The sequence below is a fragment of the Kosakonia oryzendophytica genome, assembly GCF_900094925.1.
Classification (GTDB): domain Bacteria; phylum Pseudomonadota; class Gammaproteobacteria; order Enterobacterales; family Enterobacteriaceae; genus Kosakonia; species Kosakonia oryzendophytica.
The window spans coordinates 526,017-542,544 of record NZ_FMAY01000001.1 but is presented as its reverse complement, the minus strand read 5'-3'; the positions used below and the strand labels follow the sequence as shown (position 1 = coordinate 542,544).

Genomic DNA, 16,528 nt, shown 5'->3' with positions numbered 1-16,528 from the left:
CGTCTTATCCGGGCGGTAAAATTAAACCCACTCTCTGACTTTAATAAACTCACTGAGGGCGGCCTCCGGGCTGCCTTCTGCGGGGTGATAGTTGTATTCCCAGCGCACCAGCGGCGGCATTGACATCAGGATCGACTCGGTACGCCCGCCGGTTTGCAAACCGAACAACGTTCCGCGATCCCACACCAGATTAAACTCCACATACCGCCCGCGTCGGTAGAGCTGGAAATCCCGCTCGCGCTCGCCATAAGGGATGGCCTGGCGGCGTTCAACAATCGGCAAATAGGCGTCGGTGTAGCCTTTGCCCACGGCCTGCATAAAGGCGAAGCAGCGATCAAAATCCGGCGTGTTCAGATCGTCAAAAAACAGCCCGCCAATACCGCGCTGCTCATTGCGATGTTTGAGGTGGAAATAGTCATCACACCATTTTTTGTAACGCGGGTAGACTTCTTCACCAAACGGCAGGCAGAGGTCGCGCGCGGTGCGATGCCAGTGCTGCGCATCTTCCTCAAAACCGTAATAAGGGGTGAGATCGAAACCACCGCCAAACCACCATACTGGATCCGCGCCGGGTTTCTCGGCAATAAAAAAGCGCACATTGGCATGGCTGGTGGGAACGTACGGGTTACGCGGGTGCACCACCAGTGAGACGCCCATCGCTTCAAAACTGCGCCCGGCCAGTTCAGGGCGGTGTGCGGTGGCAGAAGCGGGCATGGCATCGCCGTGCACATGAGAGAAGTTAACCCCGGCTTGTTCAAATACGCCGCCGTCGCGCAATACGCGGCTGCGCCCACCGCCGCCTTCCGCGCGCTGCCAGACGTCTTCGACAAACGCTGCGCCATCAATCGCCGAGAGCTGGCGGCAGATCTCATCCTGCAAGTTCAGCAGGGCGGTTTTAACCGGATGTACGTCGGGTGTGGTCATCAGCGTTTCTTCGTATGAGTTTTATGATTATCAAACCAGTTAAAGTAACTGAGTACGCCGTCGGCAATCGCGTTGGCGATCTTCTGACGAAACGCGGCAGTACCCAGCAGTTTCTCTTCCGCCGGGTTGGTGATAAACGACGTTTCCACCAGTACGGAAGGGATCGACGGTGATTTTAGCACCACAAATGCCGCCTGCTCTGTATTGCGGCTGTGCAAGCGGTGCACGGGTTTAATCTGTTTAAGGATATGCGAACCCAGCGTCAGGCTGTTTTTAATGGTGTCGGTCTGCACCAAATCGAACAGCACCTGTTGCAGCAGATGATCTTTATCCGTCGCTTTTTTCCCGGCGACTTCATCGGCGGCGTTCTCTTTGTCCGACAGGTATTTCGCCATCGCGCTACTGGCACCTCGATTAGAGAGGGCAAAAACGGATGCGCCCGCCGCGCTGGGGTTGGTAAAGCCGTCGGCGTGGATTGACATAAACAGGTCTGCGCCATGCTGATGGGCGATCTCAACGCGGTCGTATAACGGGATAAACGTATCGCCGGTGCGCGTCAGCCTTGCGTCAATGCCCTGGGCGCGAAGCTGGGCACGGACATTTTTGGCGATCGCCAGCACGACATGTTTCTCTTTGGAGCCATTATGACCAATGGCACCGGTATCAATCCCACCGTGACCCGGGTCGAGCATAACGATGCGCCTGGCTCCCGCTTTCTTTGCTTTTGGCTTGCTGTGGCCGGTGGTGGTTTTTAGCGGCGTCTCATCCTTTGCGATGGCGCGGGACATACCCGACAATGTCAGAGCTGCCAGACCTGCTTTCAGCAGCTGGCGGCGCGAGGTGAGTGTTTTTAAAGGTTTAAAAGTGCTCATACAGCCTGAGTTGTATTATCCGTGGTCCCTGGTGTTATATCGTATCGTGTTTGCCGTTACGACAGTCCGTAAGAACTATTGTTTTACTTTTCATTTCAATACGTGACAGAGTGACATTATGCCATTTTTCAATAGCGATCTCGCTGGATATTGGCTACGGCGGCGCTTAGGGCCATAATCGCTATTTTCACAGTTGAAAAGATGGGGCATACCATGGAGATACGCGTTTTTCGCCAGGAAGATTTCGAAGAAGTGATCACCTTGTGGGAGCGCTGTGGTCTGCTGCGGCCCTGGAACGATCCGGAAATGGATATTGAGCGCAAAGTGAATCACGACGTCAGCCTGTTTCTGGTAGCAGAAGTGGGCGGCGAAGTCGTCGGGACGGTAATGGGCGGCTATGACGGTCATCGCGGTTCTGCGTATTACCTGGGCGTGCATCCTGAGTTTCGCGGGCGTGGGATTGCGAACGCGCTGCTCAACCGGCTGGAGAAAAAATTGATTGCCCGTGGTTGCCCGAAAATTAACCTGATGGTGCGTGAAGAGAACGAGATGGTGATCGGCATGTATGAGCGGTTGGGCTATGAACACATGGACTCTGTGAGCCTGGGTAAGCGTTTGATTGAAGATGAAGAGTACTGAAATCCATCCCGCCGATTACGACAGTCATGGTCGTCTTAAGCTGCCTTTCCTGTTCTGGTGCGTGCTGTTTTTACAGGCCCGCACTTGGGTGCTGTTTGTCATAGCTGGCGCGTCACGCGGTCAGGGAGATGCGCTGCTAACACTCTTCTACCCCGATCACGATGATTTCTGGCTGGGATTGATCCCCGGCGTGCCTGCGGCGTTGGCGTTTGTACTGAGCGGTCGCCGCGAACAGGTTCCCCGTCTCTGGCGCACAATCTATCCCTTATTATTGCTGGCGCAACTGGCGTTGTTGTTATGGCAACCCTGGCGTTGGTTAACCGGCGAGGCATTATCCGGCCCGGCAATAGCGCTGATGATTGCCGACGCTGTCTCCCTGTTATGGTTGGTGACAAACCGTCGCCTGCGTGCCTGTTTTTATGCCGATCCACATTGAATGGCACTTTTTGCCGTTCCCGGACTCCAACAGGCGTTAAATGAACAAGAAAGGAATGTGTATGAAATCCCTGCGTATGGTTGTTTGCGTCCTGCCGCTGGCGTTGGCGGGCTGTTCGACCCTCTCCTCCGTAAACTGGTCAGCAGCGTATCCGTGGAACTGGTTTGGTTCTTCCGTTGAGGTGAGCGATAACGGCGTGGGTAACATCACGGCGGCTACACCGCTGACTGAACAGGCTATCAGCGACGCATTAAAGGGTGATTACCATCTGCGCAGCGGCATGAAAACGGAGAAAGGGGTGGTCGTGCGTTATTTCGAAGCGCTGAGAGATAACCAACTGGCGCTGGTGGTCAACGGTGAAAATGGCGCAGTCAGCCGCATTGACGTGCTGGACCACGATATTGCCAGCGACAAAGGCGTGAAAGTCGGTACGCCTTTCACTGAGCTTTATGACAAAGCTTTCGGCAACTGCGTGAAAGCAACAGGCGACGACAGTGATGGTGTGGAGTGCAAGGCACCGGGTAGCCAGCATATTAGCTATGTGTTCACCGGTGAGTGGAGCGGCCCGGAAGGGTTGATGCCCGCGGATGATGTCCTGAAAAACTGGAAAGTCAGTAAGCTTATCTGGCGTCGTTAATTTGATCGAATCGCGTCGGTCAGCGCTAAAAAACAGGTACAATGCCGCTATCAATGCCACGGATGCGTGGCATTATTTTTTCAGGAGGAGTGATGTCTCAGGTTCAGAGTGGCATTTTGCCAGAGCATTGCCGTGCGGCAATATGGATTGAAGCCAGCGTGAAAGGGGACACAGATGCCCTGCGCGCGGGCAGTAAAGCGTTCGCCGATAAGCTGGCGACATTTCAGATGACATTCCCGGACGCTAACCTTGGTGCGGTAGTTGCCTTCGGCAACACGGTGTGGCGTGCACTGAGTGGTGGGGAAGGGGCGGCAGAGCTGAAAGACTACCCCTCATATGGTAAAGGTCTGGCGCCAGCAACGCAGCACGATGTGCTGATTCATATTCTTTCCCTGCGTCATGACGTGAACTTCTCGGTGGCACAGGCTGCGCTGGACGCGTTTGGCGATGCGCTGGAAGTGAAAGAAGAGACGCACGGTTTCCGCTGGGTGGAAGATCGCGACTTGAGCGGTTTTGTCGACGGTACGGAAAACCCGTCAGGGGTTGAGAAACGCCGTGAAGTGGCGATTATTCAGGATGGCGTAGACGCTGGTGGCAGCTATGTGATGGTGCAGCGCTGGGAGCATAACCTCAAGCAGCTCAACCGCATGAGCGTGGGCGATCAGGAAATGATGATCGGCCGTACCAAAGAGGCCAATGAGGAGATCGACGGCGATGCGCGTCCGGTGACGTCTCATTTGACCCGTGTCGATCTGAAAGAAAATGGCAAGGGGTTGAAAATTGTTCGCCAGAGCCTGCCGTACGGTACGGCCAGCGGCACGCACGGTCTTTATTTCTGCAGCTACTGCGCCCGTCTTTATAACATCGAACAGCAACTGCTGAGCATGTTCGGCGATGCTGATGGCAAGCGCGACGCGATGCTGCGCTTTACCCGCCCGGTAACCGGGGGGTATTACTTCGCGCCGTCTCTGGATAGATTACTGGCGCTGTAAGCGCAAGGCCGGGCGGGGACATTTCGCCCGGCGTACTCCCTTCTGCTTATATTCTTTTCTGATTCCAAATCACCAATTGGTATATAAAACCGTTACTGTTTTCACACTCGTTATAAATAAACTGAAGGTCAGAGAGTCATCAGCTTATAAGGGTGCGCAATGGTCGTTAACTTACTCAAAAAAGGATATCTGACGCTGACAGCGTTGACGCTGTTTGCTGCGCAGGCGCAGGCGACGGAATTGCTTAACAGCTCATACGACGTATCGCGTGAGCTTTTTGCGGCCCTTAATACGCCATTTGAACAACAGTGGGCGAAAGATAATGCCGGCGACAAGCTGACGATCAAGCAGTCGCATGCGGGGTCGTCCAAGCAGGCGCTGGCTATTCTGCAAGGCCTGAAAGCCGATGTTGTGACCTACAACCAGGTCACCGATGTGCAAATCCTCCATGACAAAGGCAATCTGATCCCGGCGAACTGGCAGAGCCGTTTGCCGAATAATAGCTCACCGTTCTACTCCACCATGGCCTTCCTGGTGCGTAAAGGCAACCCGAAGAATATTCACGACTGGAACGATCTGGTGCGTGATGATGTGAAACTGATTTTCCCGAATCCGAAAACTTCCGGTAATGCGCGTTATACCTATCTGGCGGCCTGGGGTGCAGCGGATCAGGCTGACGGCGGCGATAAAGCCAAAACGCAGCAGTTTATGACCCGTTTTTTGAAAAACGTCGAAGTGTTTGATACGGGCGGTCGCGGCGCGACAACCACTTTTGTTGAACGCGGTCTTGGCGATGTACTGATCTCGTTTGAGTCGGAAGTCAATAACATCAGCAAGCAGTACGCGGCGCAAGGTTTTGAAGTGGTGGTGCCGAAAGTGAATATCCTCGCCGAATTTCCGGTGGCCTGGGTAGATAAAAACGTACAAGCCAATGGCACTGAAAAAGCGGCGAAAGCCTATCTGAACTGGCTCTATAGCCCGCAGGCACAAACTATCATCACCGATTACTACTACCGCGTGAACAACCCGGAAGTGATGGCAAAACTGAGTGACAAATTCCCGCAGACTACGTTGTTCCGCGTCGAAGACAAGTTCGGTAGCTGGCCGGAAGTCATGAAAACCCATTTTGCCAGCGGTGGCGAGCTGGATACGTTATTGGCGGCGGGGCGTAAGTGATGTTTGCAGGATCGGCTAAGCGTGTGTTGCCGGGCTTTGGTTTGAGCCTTGGCAGCAGCCTGTTTTTTGTTTGTCTGGTATTACTGCTGCCGTTGAGCGCACTGGTTATGCAACTGGCGCAAATGAGCTGGTCACAATATTGGGAAGTGGTCACCAACCCGCAAGTCGTAGCCGCGTACAAAGTGACGTTGCTGGCAGCGTTTGTCGCCTCGGCGTTTAACGGCGTGTTTGGGCTACTGATGGCATGGATCCTTACCCGTTACCGTTTCCCCGGGCGCACGCTGCTGGATGCGCTCATCGACCTGCCTTTTGCATTGCCGACGGCGGTCGCCGGCCTGACGCTGGCGTCGCTGTTTTCGGTAAACGGTTTTTACGGTGAATGGCTGGCGACGTTCGATATCAAAGTGACCTATACCTGGCTGGGTATCGCGGTGGCAATGGCGTTTACCAGCATTCCGTTTGTGGTGCGTACCATCCAGCCGGTACTGGAAGAGCTTGGTCCGGAGTATGAAGAAGCGGCGGAAACCCTCGGCGCAACGCCCTGGCAGAGCTTCCGCAAAGTGGTGCTGCCGGAGCTGTCTCCGGCGCTGATGGCGGGAGTGGCTCTCTCTTTTACCCGCAGTCTGGGCGAGTTCGGTGCGGTGATTTTTATCGCCGGGAATATCGCCTGGAAGACGGAAGTGACCTCGCTGATGATTTTTGTCCGTTTGCAGGAGTTTGATTACCCCGCTGCCAGCGCGATTGCTTCCGTGATCCTCGCGGCTTCACTGCTGTTGCTGTTTTCCATCAATACCCTGCAAAGTCGCTTTGGCCAGCGTGTGGTAGGTCACTAATGGCGGAAATAACCGAATTGAAACGCTATGACAAACCTCAGGTGAACTGGGGGAAATGGTTGTTGATTGGCGCGGGCGTTCTGCTCTCGGCGTTCATTCTCGTCGTGCCGATGCTCTACATCTTTGTGAAGGCGTTCAGTCAGGGTCTGGTTCCGGTGCTCGAAAACCTGGCAAATGCTGACATGCTGCACGCGATCTGGCTGACAGTGCTGATTGCCTTAATCACCGTGCCGGTGAATCTGGTGTTCGGTACACTGCTGGCCTGGCTGGTCACCCGTTTTAACTTCCCTGGCCGTCAGTTGTTACTGACGTTGCTGGATATTCCCTTTGCGGTTTCGCCGGTAGTAGCGGGGCTGATGTATCTGCTGTTTTATGGCTCCAACGGCCCGCTTGGTGGCTGGCTGGATGCGCATAATCTGCAAATTATGTTTGCCTGGCCGGGCATGGTGCTGGTCAGCGTGTTTGTCACCTGTCCGTTTGTGGTGCGTGAACTGGTGCCGGTGATGCTCAGTCAGGGCAGCCAGGAAGATGAGGCGGCCATTCTGCTTGGCGCCTCCGGCTGGCAGATGTTTAAGCGCGTGACGTTGCCGAATATTCGCTGGGCGCTGCTGTACGGTGTCGTGCTGACCAATGCTCGTGCGATTGGCGAGTTTGGCGCGGTGTCGGTGGTGTCCGGCTCCATTCGTGGGGAAACGCTGTCACTGCCGCTGCAAATTGAATTGCTGGAGCAGGATTACAACACAGTGGGGTCTTTTACCGCTGCTGCCCTGCTGACACTGATGGCTATTTTGACGTTGTTTTTGAAGAGTGCGTTGCAGTGGCGTTTGAACAACCAGGAAAAACGCCAGCAACAGGAGGGAAATCATGAGCATTGAGATTGCCAATATTAAGAAATCTTTTGGTCGCACCCAGGTGCTGAATGATATCTCTCTGGATATCCCTTCCGGGCAAATGGTTGCACTGTTGGGGCCATCCGGTTCCGGTAAAACCACCTTGCTGCGCATTATCGCCGGGCTGGAGCACCAGACCAGCGGCCGCATTCGCTTCCACGGGACAGACGTCAGCCGTCTGCACGCCCGCGAGCGTCGCGTGGGGTTTGTGTTTCAACACTATGCGCTGTTCCGCCATATGACGGTCTTCGACAATATCGCGTTTGGCCTGACGGTGTTGCCTAAGCGCGAGCGTCCAAATGCAGCGGCGATCAAAGTCAAAGTGACGCAATTGCTGGAAATGGTGCAACTGGCACATCTGACGGATCGTTACCCGGCGCAACTCTCCGGCGGTCAGAAACAGCGCGTCGCGCTGGCTCGCGCACTGGCGGTAGAGCCGCAAATCCTGCTGCTGGATGAACCTTTCGGCGCGCTCGACGCCCAGGTGCGTAAAGAGTTGCGCCGCTGGCTGCGTCAGTTACATGAAGAGCTGAAATTCACCAGCGTGTTTGTTACCCATGATCAGGAAGAGGCAACGGAAGTGGCCGATCGTGTGGTGGTGATGAGCCAGGGAAATATTGAGCAGGCGGATGCACCGGATCAGGTGTGGCGTGAACCGGCGACCCGCTTTGTGCTGGAGTTTATGGGGGAAGTGAACCGCCTGCGAGGAATGGTCCGCGGTGGGCAGTTCCATGTGGGTGCGCATCGCTGGCCGTTGGGTTATACGCCTGTGTATCAGGGGGAGGTCGATCTGTTCCTGCGCCCGTGGGAAGTGGACGTCAGCCGTCGCACCAGCCTTGATTCTCCGTTGCCGGTACAGGTGCTGGAAGCCAGCCCGAAAGGACACTATACGCAATTAGTTGTGCAGCCATTAGGCTGGAGCCCGGAACCGCTAACGGTTGTGATGCGTGATGAGCCAGCGCCGCACCGCGGTGAACGCCTGTTCGTGGGGTTACAAAACGCCCGCCTGTATAACGGTAATGAACGGATTGAAGCCCCGCAGGCGCTTGCTCTGGCGGAGTCCGCCTGATAGGTTAGTGAGCATGTCTATCGCCCGGTGGCGCTTTGCTTACCGGGCCTACAATCTCTGCACAGCTTTGTAGGCCGGGTCAGCGTAGCGCCACCCGGCTTTTTTATTGAGCGAAAATCGTGAACACATTAGAACACACCATCGGCAATACGCCGCTGGTCAAATTGCAAAGTCTGACGCCGGACAACGGCAGTGAAATCTGGGTCAAACTTGAAGGTAACAACCCGGCAGGCTCAGTCAAAGATCGCGCGGCGCTGTCAATGATTGTGCAGGCGGAAAAACGCGGTGAAATCCAACCCGGTGATGTGCTGATTGAAGCGACCAGCGGAAATACCGGGATTGCGTTGGCGATGATTGCGGCGTTAAAGGGGTACCGCATGAAATTGCTGATGCCGGACAACATGAGTCAGGAACGCCGCGCCGCGATGCGCGCTTACGGTGCTGAACTTATTCTGGTCAGCAAAGAACAGGGGATGGAAGGTGCGCGCGATCTGGCCCTTGAAATGGCGGCACGCGGTGAGGGCACGTTGCTCGATCAGTTCAATAATCCTGATAATCCGTACGCGCATTACACCACTACAGGCCCGGAAATCTGGCAGCAAACGGCCGGGCATCTTACCCATTTTGTCTCCAGTATGGGCACTACTGGCACCATCACCGGTGTCTCGCGCTTTTTACGTGAACAACCGAAAAAAGTCACCATTGTTGGTCTGCAACCGGAAGAGGGCAGTAGTATTCCCGGTATCCGCCGCTGGCCTGCTGAGTATATGCCGGGCATTTTCAACGCCGATCTGGTTGACGAGGTGCTGGATATCCACCAGCGTGAGGCGGAAAATACCATGCGGGCGCTGGCCGTGCAGGAGGGGATCTTCTGCGGTGTCAGTTCCGGCGGCGCGGTAGCCGGGGCATTACGCGTAGCAAAAGCAAACCCTGGCGCGATCGTGGTGGCCATTATTTGCGATCGCGGCGATCGCTACCTGTCCACCGGGGTGTTTGGTGAAGAGAGTTATTCGCAGGGTGCGGGGATTTAACCCCTTAAGGAGACAGAATGGAGATGATCCTGTTCAGGGATAAAACCCGGGCGCAGCAGGCTGATATTGTCGCAGTTCAGTCACAGGTGGTGTATGGCAGCGTGGGCAACAGTATTGCCGTACCCAATATTCGCCAGCACCAGTTGAATGTGCTGGCGGTGCCTACGGTGCTGTTCAGTAATACGCCGCACTATGACACTTTTTACGGTGGAGTAATCCCTGATGAGTGGTTTAACGGCTACTTGCAGGCGCTGGAAGAGCGTGATGTCCTGCGTGAAGTGAAAGCGGTGACCACCGGGTATATGGGCAGTGCCAGCCAGATAACGCTGCTGGCACAGTGGCTGAAGGCGCTACGGAAAAAACATCCGCAACTGCTGATTCTCGTTGATCCGGTGATTGGTGATACAGACAGCGGTATCTATGTAAAACCAGAAATACCCCAGGCGTATTGTGAGCATCTGTTACCGCTGGCGCAGGGGATCACGCCGAATGTATTTGAGCTGGAAGTATTAAGTGGTAAACCGTGCCGGGATCTGCAAAGTGTCATTGGCGCGGCGCAGGAGCTGCTCTCTGATTCGTTACACTGGGTTGCCATCACCAGTGCACCCGTGGAGGTGGATGACGGGCAAATCCACGTGGTGCTGGTCACGCCCGATGGGGTTACAGTGAGTGGCTATCCACGTGTAGCAACGGATTTGAAAGGGACCGGCGATCTGTTCTGTTCAGAACTGGTGAGCGGCATTATTCAGGGGAAAACACTGGATATGGCGGTACGCGCCGCGGGTGACAGGGTGGTGGACGTAATGGGGTATACGCTGGACAAAGGGTATGACGAGCTGATTTTACCGCCGTGTTAAAACAAAAATGGCGCCTTACGGCGCCATTTTTACATGCGATGAGCTTACTTTTTGATACGGATAACCGGGGTTTCACCCACGGTCACGCTACCAGACAGTTTGATCAGCTCTTTGATTTCGTCCATGTTGGAAATAACCACCGGCGTCAGGGTTGACTTGGCTTTCTCTTCCAGCAGCGGCAGATCAAATTCGATTACCGGGTCGCCAACTTTCACGCGCTGGCCTTCTTCCGCGATGCGTTTGAAACCTTCGCCTTTCAGTTCAACGGTGTCGATACCGAAGTGAACGAACAGCTCAATGCCGCTATCGGATTCGATAGAGAAGGCATGGTTGGTTTCAAAGATTTTGCCGATAGTACCGTCAACCGGAGCTACCATTTTGTTGCCGGTCGGTTTAATAGCAATGCCATCACCAACGATTTTCTCAGCGAAAACGACATCAGGTACATCTTCAATGTTGACGATTTCGCCAGAAAGCGGGGCAACAATCTCAATGGTTCCGGTGTCTTTTTTATCATCAGAAACCAGAGATTTCAGTTTATCGAACAAACCCATGATCTTCTCCTAAGCAGTAATTTGGGCCGCATCTCGTGGATTAGCAGATTGTTTTTTCTTCAATGAACTTGTTAACCAGCGTCATTAACTCGTCCGTTGTCGGTTGAGCAAGAGCCTGCTCTGCTAACACCTTCGCATCTTCGAAGTTCGTGTTACGAATGATCTTCTTAATGCGCGGGATAGAAATGGCACTCATACTGAATTCATCCAGACCCATCCCCAGCAACAGAAGTGTAGCACGTTCGTCGCCAGCAAGCTCACCACACATGCCAGTCCATTTGCCTTCAGCATGAGAAGCATCAATAACTTGCTTGATCAAAGTGAGTACGGACGGTGACATCGGCTGGTAAAGATGTGAAATCATATCATTACCACGGTCAACTGCCAGGGTGTACTGCGTTAAATCATTGGTACCGATACTAAAGAAATCAACTTCTTTGGCCAGGTGACGAGCGATAGTCGCTGCGGCAGGGGTTTCCACCATAACGCCGATTTCAATGCTCTCGTCGAAGGCTTTACCTTCACTACGCAGTTCCTGTTTGTAGATTTCAATCTCTTTTTTCAGCGCACGCACTTCTTCAACAGAGATGATCATCGGGAACATAATGCGCAGTTTGCCGAAAGCAGAGGCGCGCAGGATAGCGCGAACCTGATCGCGAAGGATCTCTTTGCGATCCATAGCAATACGCACAGCGCGCCAGCCAAGGAACGGGTTCTCTTCTTTCGGGAAATTCATGTACGGCAGTTCTTTGTCACCGCCAATGTCCATGGTGCGAACGATAACAGCCTGAGAGCCACAGGCTTCAGCAACCGCTTTGTACGCCTCGAACTGCTCTTCTTCGGTCGGCAGCGCGTCGCGATCCATAAACAGGAATTCGGTACGATACAGGCCCACACCTTCAGCGCCATTGCGCTCTGCACCTGCGATGTCGCGAACGGTGCCGATGTTAGCGCAGACTTCTACCTGGTGACCATCAAGGGTGATCGCCGGCAGGTCTTTCAGTTTCGCCAGTTCTGCTTTCTCTTCCGCAACCTGAGCCTGCGCAACACGCAGGGTTTCGATCTCGTCGTCGCTTGGGTTAACGTAAACTTTGTTGTTCACTGCGTCGAGGATCAGGTAGTCGCCGTTTTTCACTTGCGTCGTGACGCTGCCGGTACCCACAATCGCTGGCAGTTCCAGAGAACGGGCCATGATGGACGTGTGAGATGTGCGGCCACCGATATCAGTGATAAAACCGAGCACTTTTTTCAGGTTCAACTGTGCGGTTTCTGACGGGGTCAGATCTGCCGCAACCAGGATAACTTCTTCCTGGATTGCGCTCAGGTCGATAATCGGCATACCCAGAATGTTGCGCAGCAGGCGTTTACCGATGTCACGCACGTCAGCCGCACGCTCTTTCAGGTATTCGTCGTCCAGCTCTTCCAGGGCCGTAGCCTGGCCTTCGATAACTTCATGTGCCGCAGCATCGGCAGTCATGCTCTTATCTTTAATCAGGGCTATGATTTCCTGCTCCAGCTCCTCATCTTCCAGCAGCATAATGTGCCCTTCGAAGATGGCTTCTTTTTCTTCACCGAAAGTTTCACCCGCTTTCGTTTTGATCGCTTCCAGCTGTGCCGATGCTTTGGCACGACCGCTCAGGAAACGCTCAACTTCCTGGTCAACCTTGTCGGCAGAAATTTTCTTCCGGTCGATGACGATCTCGTCTTCTTTCAGCAGCAGTGCTTTGCCGAAAGCGATACCCGGGGATGCTAAAATGCCTGAAATCATAACCCTACCTTTACTTGTGACTGATCTTGAAAAGAACCCGAAAAACTTACTCGAGTTCAGCCATCAGTTTAACCAGATGTTCAACTGCTTTTTGCTCGTCTTCGCCTTCCGCGGTCAGAGTCACAACAGTACCCTGAGTCAGGCCCAGAGTTTGCAGTTTGAACAGGCTTTTCGCGCTGGCGCTTTTGCCGTTGGAAGTCACAGTGATCTCAGAAGAGAAGCCTTTCGCTTCTTTAACAAACTGAGCAGCAGGGCGGGTGTGCAGACCGTTCGGAGCGGTAATGGTAACTTCTTGCTGGAACATTGTATTTCCCCAACTTATAGGTTTAGTGTTGTGGAACTAAAGTCTAGCCTGGCGGTTTGACTTTAGCCTGTATAGTTAGCGCCGGCGTAACGGAACAAGAGACAGAGGTCGTGCCGAGAAAATCCGCTACAGACGCATCCGATCGCTGACGTTTCGTCCGTCATTAAACATTATGCCGCGAAAGCCAGAATTGAACCAAATCATAAAATCGATTCAGCAAGATGAAATCTGACTTCGATTAATTTCGCGCTTCAAAATAAATGTGATGGTTAAATACCAGACCCGGAGGATCCAGGCAATGCCAGGAGGGGTAAAAATTTGACGTACGCCACAAAAAAGCACCTCGATGGGTGCTTTTTTGCGCTAATTTAACAATCTGGCATCACTGTTGCAGCTCTTTCTCAGTGAACAGATCCGCAAACAAAGCGGTGCTCAAATAACGCTCGCCGGAAGAGGGAAGGATAACCACAATATTCTTGTTGGTAAAGGTTTCATCTTCCTGCAACTTCAGTGCGGCAGCCACTGCCGCACCGGAAGAAATACCCGCCAGGATACCTTCTTCTTCCATCAGGCGGCGTGCGGTACTGATGGCTTCTTCATTCGTGATTTTGACAACTTTGTCGATCAGTTTCAAATCCAGGTTACCCGGAATAAACCCTGCGCCAATGCCCTGTATTTTATGCGGACCGGGTTTCAGTTCTTCGCCCGCCAGCGCCTGGGAAATGACCGGCGAATCGGTCGGCTCTACTGCCACAGTGATCAGATCGGTTTTGCCTTTGGTGTTTTTGATATAGCGCGTCACGCCGGTCAGCGTACCGCCGGTACCCACGCCTGAGATAAACACATCCACCTGGCCATCGGTATCTTCCCAGATCTCCGGGCCGGTGGTTTTTTCGTGGATTTCCGGGTTCGCCGGGTTGCTGAATTGCTGTAGCAGCAGATACTTAGCCGGATCGCTGGCGACAATCTCTTCTGCTTTCTGAATCGCGCCTTTCATGCCTTTCGCACCTTCGGTCAACACCAGGTTGGCACCCAAGGCTTTCAGTAACTTACGGCGTTCAATGCTCATGGTTTCCGGCATTGTCAGCGTCAGTTTGTAACCACGCGCTGCCGCCACATAAGCCAGAGCAATACCGGTGTTACCGCTGGTTGGTTCGACCAACTCGACACCCGGCTTCAGTACACCGCGTTTTTCGGCATCCCAAATCATATTGGCACCGATACGGCATTTCACGCTGAAGCTTGGGTTGCGGGACTCGACCTTCGCCAGGATACGTCCGTTACCGATGCGGTTCAGTCGAACCAGCGGCGTATGACCAATAGTCAACGAGTTGTCTTCAAAAATCTTACTCATAGCCCGTCCTTAACTGTATGAAATTTGGGAACCACATCAGCATACGCACTTACTGTTGATGCGGAAGTAAGGAATTCGCATATCTATATGCTGCACCGAAATAATGCTAAGCAGTATGGAATAAGAAACGGAATAATTCCTTCCTTAACGCCAGGCTGCATGTTTGTCGCGGTAACAATCGACCCACATCGCCGTAGCGCCGCACACTGCCACCGGCATTACCACCAGATTCAGCACCGGAATCAGCGTAAACAAGCTCGTCAGCGCGCCGAACTGCATATTCATGGACTTACGCGAACGCAGCGCGAGACGCATCTCTTTGAACGGGACTTTATGGTTGTCGAAGGGGTAATCACAATACTGAATCGCCAGCATCCACGCGCTGAACAGAAACCACAGTACAGGTGCGACGGTTTGCCCAATTCCAGGAATAAAATAGAGGATCAGCAAAAGCGCGGCGCGAGGGAGATACCAGGCCAGTTTCTGCCATTCACGTTTCATAATACGCGGGATATCTTTCATCACGCCCATGATACCGGCATCGGGTGGTGTGGCGCCGGTCAGTCGCGCTTCCAGTTGCTCAGCCAGCAGGCCATTAAATGGCGCCGCAATCCAGTTGGCGATAGTCGAAAAGAAATACCCAAACACCAGCAGAACCGAGATCACCACAATTGGCCATAACAGATAGCTCAGCCACTGTAACCAGTCCGGCACATGGCCCATCAACGACGGGATCCAGCTATCAAGGCGGGTAAACAGCCACCAGAATGCGCCGCCCAGCAAGATAATGTTCACCAGCAAAGGCAAAATCACGAAACGACGAATGCCCGGCAGCGTGACCAGTTTCCAGCCCTGGGAAAAGTAAAAGACACCACTGCGTACCGCACCTGGGGACGAGGAAATCATAATCTGTCTGTACTCCTTTTATGACAGCAGGAAAAATTGAAGCTTATAATATTCACCTGACGGGGGAAACCCGTTCAGAAATGTTCGAAAAAACAGCAAAAAGCACAATTTAGCGTATCTTTCTGCGGCGAAAGCCCCCCACACACTTGCACTTGAGTTACGGGGCAAATACTCTTAGTGAGTAAAGGTTTGCCGTGGTGGCAAGGTGTTAGAACAACAGAGAATATAATGATGCAGGATTTGCGTCTGATATTAATCATTGTTGGCGCGATCGCCATAATTGCTTTACTGGTTCACGGGTTCTGGACCAGCCGCAAAGAACGTTCTTCAATGTTCCGCGATCGCCCAATAAAACGCATGAAGTCGCGACGTGACGACGACGAGTTGTATGACGAGGATGTCGAAGACGACGACGAAGGCGTGGGTGAAGTTCGGGTTCATAAAGTGAACACAGCGCCAAAAGCTGCAAGCGAGCAGGATGCACCGCGTCAGCATCCGCAGCATCAATATCAGCCGCCTTACGCGTCGGCCCAACCGCGCCCGTCTGCGCCTGTGCAGCAACCGCCGGAAGAACCCGCGCATCACGCACCGCAGCCCTCTGTTCAGCCGCCGCAACCGGAACGCCGTCCTGTTCAGGCTCCTGTGTTTGAACCCCAACCGGTTCAGCATCAGCACGCTCCGCAGCCTGCCGCTGCGCAATATCAACAACCTGCTGCACCGCAACATCAGCCTCAACATCAGCCGCAGCAGCAGGTTCACACCCCTGCGCCGCAGCCTGAGCCCGAGCCGGTTGTGGAAGCGCCGGTGGAAAAACCGCAGCGTAAAGAAACGGTCATCATTATGAACGTTGCCGCACATCACGGCAGCACTCTGAACGGTGATGTGCTGTTAAACAGCATCCTGCAGGCAGGCTTTAAATTTGGCGATATGAGCATTTTCCATCGTCATCTTAGCCCGGACGGCAGCGGCCCGGCGCTTTTCAGCCTGGCGAACATGGTCAATCCGGGGACGTTTGACGTCGAAATGATGGGTGAAATGACCACGCCGGGTGTCACTATCTTTATGCAGGTGCCTTCTTACGGCGACGAACTGCAAAACTTTAAACTGATGCTGCAATCTGCACAGCATATCGCCGATGAAGTCGGCGGTGTGGTACTGGACGATCAGCGCCGGATGATGACGCCGCAAAAACTGCGTGAATATCAGGACCGTATTCGCGAGGTCAAAGACGCCAACGCGTAACGGGTCCACTCAGATACTTTCCTTCCAGAACCCCCGCCAGTCGG

Annotated in this window: 18 protein-coding genes; 11 read left to right on the top strand and 7 right to left on the bottom strand. The window is 53.7% G+C overall.

The features are described 5' to 3' along the window. Positions 1 to 21: 21 nt before the first annotated feature. A complete protein-coding gene (gene hemF / locus GA0061071_RS02575; protein ID WP_088238180.1) occupies positions 22 to 924 on the bottom strand; it encodes an oxygen-dependent coproporphyrinogen oxidase in 903 nt (300 codons plus the stop codon). Beyond that, complete coding sequence (gene amiA / locus GA0061071_RS02570) at positions 924 to 1,796, bottom strand: N-acetylmuramoyl-L-alanine amidase AmiA (protein ID WP_061493782.1); 873 nt, start codon at positions 1,794 to 1,796, stop codon at positions 924 to 926. Before amiA ends, hemF begins: the two co-directional genes overlap by 1 nt. A 213-nt stretch (positions 1,797 to 2,009) precedes the next feature. Between amiA and GA0061071_RS02565 the strand changes: the two genes are divergently transcribed. From GA0061071_RS02565 to pdxK, 10 genes are all read left to right on the top strand, one after another. Continuing rightward, positions 2,010 to 2,435, top strand: a complete 426-nt coding sequence (locus tag GA0061071_RS02565) for a GNAT family acetyltransferase (RefSeq protein WP_061493783.1) — start codon at positions 2,010 to 2,012, stop codon at positions 2,433 to 2,435. Further along, positions 2,422 to 2,871 (top strand): DUF2919 domain-containing protein, encoded by a 450-nt coding sequence (locus tag GA0061071_RS02560; protein WP_088238179.1) that lies wholly within the window; start codon positions 2,422 to 2,424, stop codon positions 2,869 to 2,871. The genes GA0061071_RS02565 and GA0061071_RS02560 overlap by 14 nt, the downstream gene beginning before the upstream one ends. 61 nt (positions 2,872 to 2,932) lie before the next feature. Further along, positions 2,933 to 3,508, top strand: coding sequence for an RpoE-regulated lipoprotein (locus GA0061071_RS02555; RefSeq protein WP_088238178.1), 576 nt, complete (start codon positions 2,933 to 2,935; stop codon positions 3,506 to 3,508). A 92-nt stretch (positions 3,509 to 3,600) separates the two neighbouring features. Continuing rightward, positions 3,601 to 4,500 (top strand): Dyp-type peroxidase, encoded by a 900-nt coding sequence (locus GA0061071_RS02550; protein ID WP_061493786.1) that lies wholly within the window; start codon positions 3,601 to 3,603, stop codon positions 4,498 to 4,500. 159 nt (positions 4,501 to 4,659) lie between these two features. Beyond that, positions 4,660 to 5,676 (top strand): sulfate ABC transporter substrate-binding protein, encoded by a 1,017-nt coding sequence (locus tag GA0061071_RS02545; protein WP_061493787.1) that lies wholly within the window; start codon positions 4,660 to 4,662, stop codon positions 5,674 to 5,676. Beyond that, on the top strand, positions 5,676 to 6,509 hold the full coding sequence (gene cysT, locus GA0061071_RS02540; protein ID WP_061493788.1) for a sulfate/thiosulfate ABC transporter permease CysT: 834 nt from the start codon (positions 5,676 to 5,678) through the stop codon (positions 6,507 to 6,509). The genes GA0061071_RS02545 and cysT overlap by 1 nt, the downstream gene beginning before the upstream one ends. Then, positions 6,509 to 7,384 carry a sulfate/thiosulfate ABC transporter permease CysW gene (gene cysW / locus GA0061071_RS02535; protein WP_061493789.1) on the top strand — a complete coding sequence of 292 codons (876 nt, stop codon included), beginning with the start codon at positions 6,509 to 6,511 and terminating at the stop codon, positions 7,382 to 7,384. The genes cysT and cysW overlap by 1 nt, the downstream gene beginning before the upstream one ends. Next, positions 7,374 to 8,468, top strand: coding sequence for a sulfate/thiosulfate ABC transporter ATP-binding protein CysA (gene cysA / locus GA0061071_RS02530; RefSeq protein ID WP_088238177.1), 1,095 nt, complete (start codon positions 7,374 to 7,376; stop codon positions 8,466 to 8,468). The genes cysW and cysA overlap by 11 nt, the downstream gene beginning before the upstream one ends. 119 nt (positions 8,469 to 8,587) lie before the next feature. Then, positions 8,588 to 9,499, top strand: a complete 912-nt coding sequence (gene cysM, locus GA0061071_RS02525; RefSeq protein WP_088238176.1) for a cysteine synthase CysM — start codon at positions 8,588 to 8,590, stop codon at positions 9,497 to 9,499. A gap of 17 nt (positions 9,500 to 9,516) precedes the next feature. After that, on the top strand, positions 9,517 to 10,356 hold the full coding sequence (gene pdxK / locus GA0061071_RS02520) for a pyridoxine/pyridoxal/pyridoxamine kinase (RefSeq protein ID WP_061493792.1): 840 nt from the start codon (positions 9,517 to 9,519) through the stop codon (positions 10,354 to 10,356). 44 nt (positions 10,357 to 10,400) lie between these two features. Here the strand turns inward: pdxK and crr are convergent, their stop codons facing one another. The 5 genes from crr to cysZ form a co-directional block, all read right to left on the bottom strand. Next, positions 10,401 to 10,910, bottom strand: coding sequence for a PTS glucose transporter subunit IIA (crr, locus tag GA0061071_RS02515; RefSeq protein ID WP_000522253.1), 510 nt, complete (start codon positions 10,908 to 10,910; stop codon positions 10,401 to 10,403). Positions 10,911 to 10,950: 40 nt separating this feature from the next. Further along, positions 10,951 to 12,678: a phosphoenolpyruvate-protein phosphotransferase PtsI gene (gene ptsI / locus GA0061071_RS02510; protein WP_088238175.1), complete on the bottom strand. Its 1,728-nt coding sequence runs from the start codon at positions 12,676 to 12,678 to the stop codon at positions 10,951 to 10,953. 46 nt (positions 12,679 to 12,724) lie between these two features. Then, positions 12,725 to 12,982 (bottom strand): phosphocarrier protein Hpr, encoded by a 258-nt coding sequence (gene ptsH / locus GA0061071_RS02505; protein ID WP_007370907.1) that lies wholly within the window; start codon positions 12,980 to 12,982, stop codon positions 12,725 to 12,727. A gap of 382 nt (positions 12,983 to 13,364) precedes the next feature. Continuing rightward, positions 13,365 to 14,336, bottom strand: a complete 972-nt coding sequence (gene cysK, locus GA0061071_RS02500) for a cysteine synthase A (RefSeq protein ID WP_061493794.1) — start codon at positions 14,334 to 14,336, stop codon at positions 13,365 to 13,367. A gap of 144 nt (positions 14,337 to 14,480) precedes the next feature. Next, entirely contained in the window at positions 14,481 to 15,242 is a 762-nt protein-coding gene (gene cysZ, locus GA0061071_RS02495) for a sulfate transporter CysZ (protein ID WP_088238174.1), read from the bottom strand. Positions 15,243 to 15,470: 228 nt separating this feature from the next. Between cysZ and zipA the strand changes: the two genes are divergently transcribed. Next, the gene (gene zipA, locus GA0061071_RS02490; RefSeq protein WP_061493796.1) at positions 15,471 to 16,484 is read left to right on the top strand and encodes a cell division protein ZipA; all 1,014 of its coding nucleotides are present in this window, start codon (positions 15,471 to 15,473) and stop codon (positions 16,482 to 16,484) included. The last annotated feature ends 44 nt before the right edge of the window (positions 16,485 to 16,528 follow it).

Excerpts from the sequence above, each read along its gene's own strand:
- hemF (WP_088238180.1), bottom strand. The coding sequence starts at position 924 with ATGACCACACCCGACGTACATCCGGTTAAAACCGCCCTGCTGAACTTG.
- amiA (WP_061493782.1), bottom strand. The coding sequence starts at position 1,796 with ATGAGCACTTTTAAACCTTTAAAAACACTCACCTCGCGCCGCCAGCTG.
- GA0061071_RS02565 (WP_061493783.1), top strand. The coding sequence starts at position 2,010 with ATGGAGATACGCGTTTTTCGCCAGGAAGATTTCGAAGAAGTGATCACC.
- GA0061071_RS02560 (WP_088238179.1), top strand. The coding sequence starts at position 2,422 with ATGAAGAGTACTGAAATCCATCCCGCCGATTACGACAGTCATGGTCGT.
- GA0061071_RS02555 (WP_088238178.1), top strand. The coding sequence starts at position 2,933 with ATGAAATCCCTGCGTATGGTTGTTTGCGTCCTGCCGCTGGCGTTGGCG.
- GA0061071_RS02550 (WP_061493786.1), top strand. The coding sequence starts at position 3,601 with ATGTCTCAGGTTCAGAGTGGCATTTTGCCAGAGCATTGCCGTGCGGCA.
- GA0061071_RS02545 (WP_061493787.1), top strand. The coding sequence starts at position 4,660 with ATGGTCGTTAACTTACTCAAAAAAGGATATCTGACGCTGACAGCGTTG.
- cysT (WP_061493788.1), top strand. The coding sequence starts at position 5,676 with ATGTTTGCAGGATCGGCTAAGCGTGTGTTGCCGGGCTTTGGTTTGAGC.
- cysW (WP_061493789.1), top strand. The coding sequence starts at position 6,509 with ATGGCGGAAATAACCGAATTGAAACGCTATGACAAACCTCAGGTGAAC.
- cysA (WP_088238177.1), top strand. The coding sequence starts at position 7,374 with ATGAGCATTGAGATTGCCAATATTAAGAAATCTTTTGGTCGCACCCAG.
- pdxK (WP_061493792.1), top strand. The coding sequence starts at position 9,517 with ATGGAGATGATCCTGTTCAGGGATAAAACCCGGGCGCAGCAGGCTGAT.
- crr (WP_000522253.1), bottom strand. The coding sequence starts at position 10,910 with ATGGGTTTGTTCGATAAACTGAAATCTCTGGTTTCTGATGATAAAAAA.
- ptsI (WP_088238175.1), bottom strand. The coding sequence starts at position 12,678 with ATGATTTCAGGCATTTTAGCATCCCCGGGTATCGCTTTCGGCAAAGCA.
- ptsH (WP_007370907.1), bottom strand. The coding sequence starts at position 12,982 with ATGTTCCAGCAAGAAGTTACCATTACCGCTCCGAACGGTCTGCACACC.
- cysK (WP_061493794.1), bottom strand. The coding sequence starts at position 14,336 with ATGAGTAAGATTTTTGAAGACAACTCGTTGACTATTGGTCATACGCCG.
- cysZ (WP_088238174.1), bottom strand. The coding sequence starts at position 15,242 with ATGATTTCCTCGTCCCCAGGTGCGGTACGCAGTGGTGTCTTTTACTTT.
- zipA (WP_061493796.1), top strand. The coding sequence starts at position 15,471 with ATGATGCAGGATTTGCGTCTGATATTAATCATTGTTGGCGCGATCGCC.